5 protein-coding genes are annotated in these 3695 nt (G+C 25.9%); all 5 read right to left on the bottom strand.

Annotated elements, in window-relative coordinates; genetic code table 11:
• On the bottom strand, nucleotides 1-753 hold a 753-nt coding region (locus AJ884_RS10145; protein WP_249617148.1), incomplete at its 3' end, for a hypothetical protein.
• A 62-nt stretch (nucleotides 754-815) separates the two neighbouring features.
• The gene (locus AJ884_RS07625; RefSeq protein WP_261660585.1) at nucleotides 816-1220 is read right to left on the bottom strand and encodes a hypothetical protein; all 405 of its coding nucleotides are present in this window, start codon (nucleotides 1218-1220) and stop codon (nucleotides 816-818) included.
• 99 nt (nucleotides 1221-1319) lie between these two features.
• The gene (locus AJ884_RS10140) at nucleotides 1320-1451 is read right to left on the bottom strand and encodes a hypothetical protein (RefSeq protein ID WP_016818322.1); all 132 of its coding nucleotides are present in this window, start codon (nucleotides 1449-1451) and stop codon (nucleotides 1320-1322) included.
• The gene (locus AJ884_RS07620; protein WP_070274789.1) at nucleotides 1438-1941 is read right to left on the bottom strand and encodes a hypothetical protein; all 504 of its coding nucleotides are present in this window, start codon (nucleotides 1939-1941) and stop codon (nucleotides 1438-1440) included. The genes AJ884_RS10140 and AJ884_RS07620 overlap by 14 nt, the downstream gene beginning before the upstream one ends.
• Nucleotides 1942-3471, bottom strand: coding sequence for a DUF6402 family protein (locus AJ884_RS07615; protein WP_070233466.1), 1530 nt, complete (start codon nucleotides 3469-3471; stop codon nucleotides 1942-1944). It lies immediately after the preceding gene.
• Nucleotides 3472-3695 lie beyond the last annotated feature (224 nt).

Here is a 3695-nt window from a genome sequence, read left to right as displayed (position 1 = left end):
ATCTTGATCTAATTCTCCAAAGTAAAAAGGATTATTAGGAAGTTCATTTGATCCTGTAAGGAGAGTGGAGTTTAAAAAGATTTTTATATCTAAACTTTTAAAATCTATTTGATATTTTTCTTCTATGTCCTTTATATCCAAAACACTTCTATCTTTTGCAAAAATATCACAATGATTATCATAAATATGGATCAAATTTGACATAGAGATGAAAGAAGTATTGTTAGAATTATCTTGCAAATCTTGTAAATTTACTTTATCTAAGAATATGATTTTTATATTATTTGTCTTTAATACTATGGTATTGGTATTTTTATCATAAAATTGCTCTATGTTAAATACTTCGTTTAAAATTAAATTAACATCATTTTCCTTAGTATTAAAGCTTTGATTATTTAGATTATCTTGTAAGGAAATTTCTTTATTTAAATAGTCTTGGATATCTTTTATTTTTTCATTTCTTTTTTCTTTTAAAGTATTGATAGATTTATAAAGCCTTTTTCTAGCATCAAGATAGGTATCATTGAGCTTTTCTTTATCTAGGATGAAGATTTTTGTGAAAGTAGAATTATAGCCTAGATTGTTTATAGCGGTAGCTTGGGTGAAAAGCTCTTCTTGATTATAATTTATAGCTATGGAATTTTCACATTGATATAAGGCTTTTAAGTATGCTATGGATGAATTTTTATCTATTGTGTCTATTTCATCATTGTTTATAAAAGCAAGCCTTGTTATAAATAATTCTCTATCCATTTTTTTCTAAATATTTAAGATAAATGAATATTATATCAAATATATTAAATTTTTGATAGTCTTTAAAGATTTTCATATATCACATAAACACTTGAGATCAATATAGGAACATTACACACAAACCCTATAAACCAACTTAATTTTTTGCATTTTTCTCCTGTGCTATAACATTTAAAAAAATAAGCTTGCAATAAACAAGGAAGTATAAAAAATGTGATTACTAAAAAAAACATAGTTGCAAAGGTTAAAAATTTAAAATAATTACGCACTCTATATTCTTGCGGTGATAATTTTTCAATTTCTGGAGGATCAAGTAATACAAGCGATCTAGAGGTTTCAAGATCATAGGTAAGATAAAATATGATAACAATAGCCATAAAAAAGATAATAAAAGATATTAAAAAATAAGATTTTACAAATTCTTTTATATTAATCTTAATCCAATAATTTATATATAGAAAAGACAATAAGAACGCTTAGAGCTATAAGATAAAATTCTATAACACTACAAGTAAGAATAAATCCTATCAAACCCAAAAAATAGAAAGCGTAATACTATCTCCCATTTAAACTCCTGTATTATAAAGCACATTATAAGCTTTATCTTTAAAATCAAGTTTAGTGATAAAATCTTTACTATAAAGTCTAAAATCCAAACCATAAGGAGTGAATTTTTGATAGTCTTTAAAGATTTTCATATACCACATACACACTTGCAATTAATATAATAATATTGCATAAAAACCCTATAAACCAACTTAATTTTTTGCGTTTTTCTTCTGTGCTATAACATTTAAATAAATAAGCTTGCAATAAACAAGGAAGTATAAAAAATGTGATTGTAAAAAAAAACATAGTTATACAAGTCAAAAATCCAAAATAATTATATGCTTTATATTCTTGCGGTGACAATTCTTTAGCTTCTAGAGAGCTAAGTAATGCAAGATCCCTAGAAGTTTCAATACCATAGGTAAGATAAAATATGATAACAATAGCCATAAAAAAGATAATAAAATATACTAAAAAATAAGATTTTACAAATTCTTTTATGTTAATTCTCATCCAATAATTTAAAATAGAAAAGGCAATAAGAACACTTAAAGTTGTAAGATAAAATTTTATATTAGTAAAAGCAAGAATAAATCCAAATAAACCCCAAAAAATAGAAAATGTAATATCTTCTCCCATTTAAACTCCTGTATTATAAAGCACATTATAAGCTTTATCTTTAAAATCAAGTTTAGCGATAAAATCCTTACTATAAAGTTTAAAGTCCAAACCATAAGGAGTGAATTTTTGATAGTCTTGGTAATCTTGATTGTAAAGATAGTATTGCTTGGTTTTTGGGGATTGTAGAATATCAGCAAAGGTTATTTGTGGTATAAAAAATAAATATTTCTTTGGTTTATAAGTTTCCATCTGTCTTGTAGAACCCCAAATACTAAAACTCTTTTCATTAAAATCCCAAGCTCCAACAGGTTGTCCTAGCTTGATAAAATTTCCCTTATCATCAAATTCATGTCCTTGATCTAAAAAATCAAAGCTATCATAAACATAAACAAGCATTTCATCAACGCGGTATGATACCTTTTCTCTATCTCCTTGAATTTCTTTTTTAATGCTTAATTTCGAAGGAACAAAATTAAAAGAAAATTTACCACTACAAGCATAAAGAGATAGATCTTGCATGAGTTCATCATAAGTTTGTTCCCCAATCTCCGATGTATCATAACCTAACATAGTGCTCATTGTCAATGGTTGCGTTCTTAAATATGTTTTAATAAACCAAGTAAGAGAAAATTCTGTATCAAATTGCTTTGCGATATTTACTTGTAAATTTTCCCGAATTTGTCTGAAAAACTCATCATCACCCACACCTATATATTGACAATTTAAAGTATCAAGCTCATAGGGCTTACAGTCTAAAATGCGTTTATAATCTTTTGAAATTTCATCATTTTCTTTAATGATGATATAAGATTCTTCATTTTTATCGCTTCGATTTTCTTTTATATCGATAGCAAAATCAAATTTATATTCTCCTTGAGGCAAATTTTTTAATATCAAAATATTATGAGTTTTTTGTAAGATTATTTCTATTTGCTTTGTAAAATTTTGAGTGTATATGTCTTCTTTTGTATGAAATTTTTTACTTAGTCTTTTTATTATAGGAAAATGAGAATAAAACTTATCCCAATCTAGCGTAGTGTAAAATTTAATAGAACGCCTTTCTTCTCTTACTTCATTTGTTTTATTATCTATATGGCGAGAAAAACGCTCTGAATTTTGCCTTAGTCTTTTCATCTCTTGGGTTTGTGTGTTGTTTGGATAAGGGGTATAATGTAAAATAAGGGGTTCTATACCTTTACTTTGTAAGAAATTTTGTATTTCTTTTAGTCTTTGTTCTGCTTGGGGATTATTAGGCTTATTTTGTTTTACGGGGAGATGATAATTTTGTATTGTATCTATCTTAGGGCTATTTTGCCACAATACTTGAAGTTGATAGCTAATAGCCCAACCTAGTGTTGCTATTTCATTATTGCTTTTTTGATAGTATTTAAATTCATTATAACAACACTCTAATTCTGTAGGTAAAACTGTTTCATCATATTGCAAAGTGCTAAAATTTATATTATTAATATAAATTTGGCTCTTTAAAGTTTCTTCATTAATATGTCCTACTGGAACAATGTTTTCCCAAAAAAGTTCTTCATCCATTATTTCATCCTATTGTTTTTATATTTTTTAGAAATTCCTTAAGCATGTTCTCATTTAAATTTATAGAATACCTAGTCCAGCACATTCTAGCATATTTATAAAGTTTCATATATTTGGCTTGTTTTCATATATTATTTTATCCTTTATGATTTGCATTTGAATTCATCTTTAGGAGAAAAATAATAACTAGGTGTATCTTGTTTTATAGTATTATCTTGATCTAA

The sequence above is a fragment of the Campylobacter sp. BCW_6463 genome (genome assembly GCF_001762785.1).
GTDB lineage: Bacteria > Campylobacterota > Campylobacteria > Campylobacterales > Campylobacteraceae > Campylobacter_D > Campylobacter_D jejuni.
Note: the sequence above shows the minus strand (reverse complement) of the source record. Positions and strands in the feature narration are given on the sequence as shown.

Bases quoted from the DNA above. Each gene is read 5' to 3' on its own strand.
- AJ884_RS07615 (WP_070233466.1), bottom strand. From the start codon at position 3,471: ATGGATGAAGAACTTTTTTGGGAAAACATTGTTCCAGTAGGACATATT.
- AJ884_RS07620 (WP_070274789.1), bottom strand. From the start codon at position 1,941: ATGGGAGAAGATATTACATTTTCTATTTTTTGGGGTTTATTTGGATTT.
- AJ884_RS10140 (WP_016818322.1), bottom strand. From the start codon at position 1,451: ATGAAAATCTTTAAAGACTATCAAAAATTCACTCCTTATGGTTTGGAT.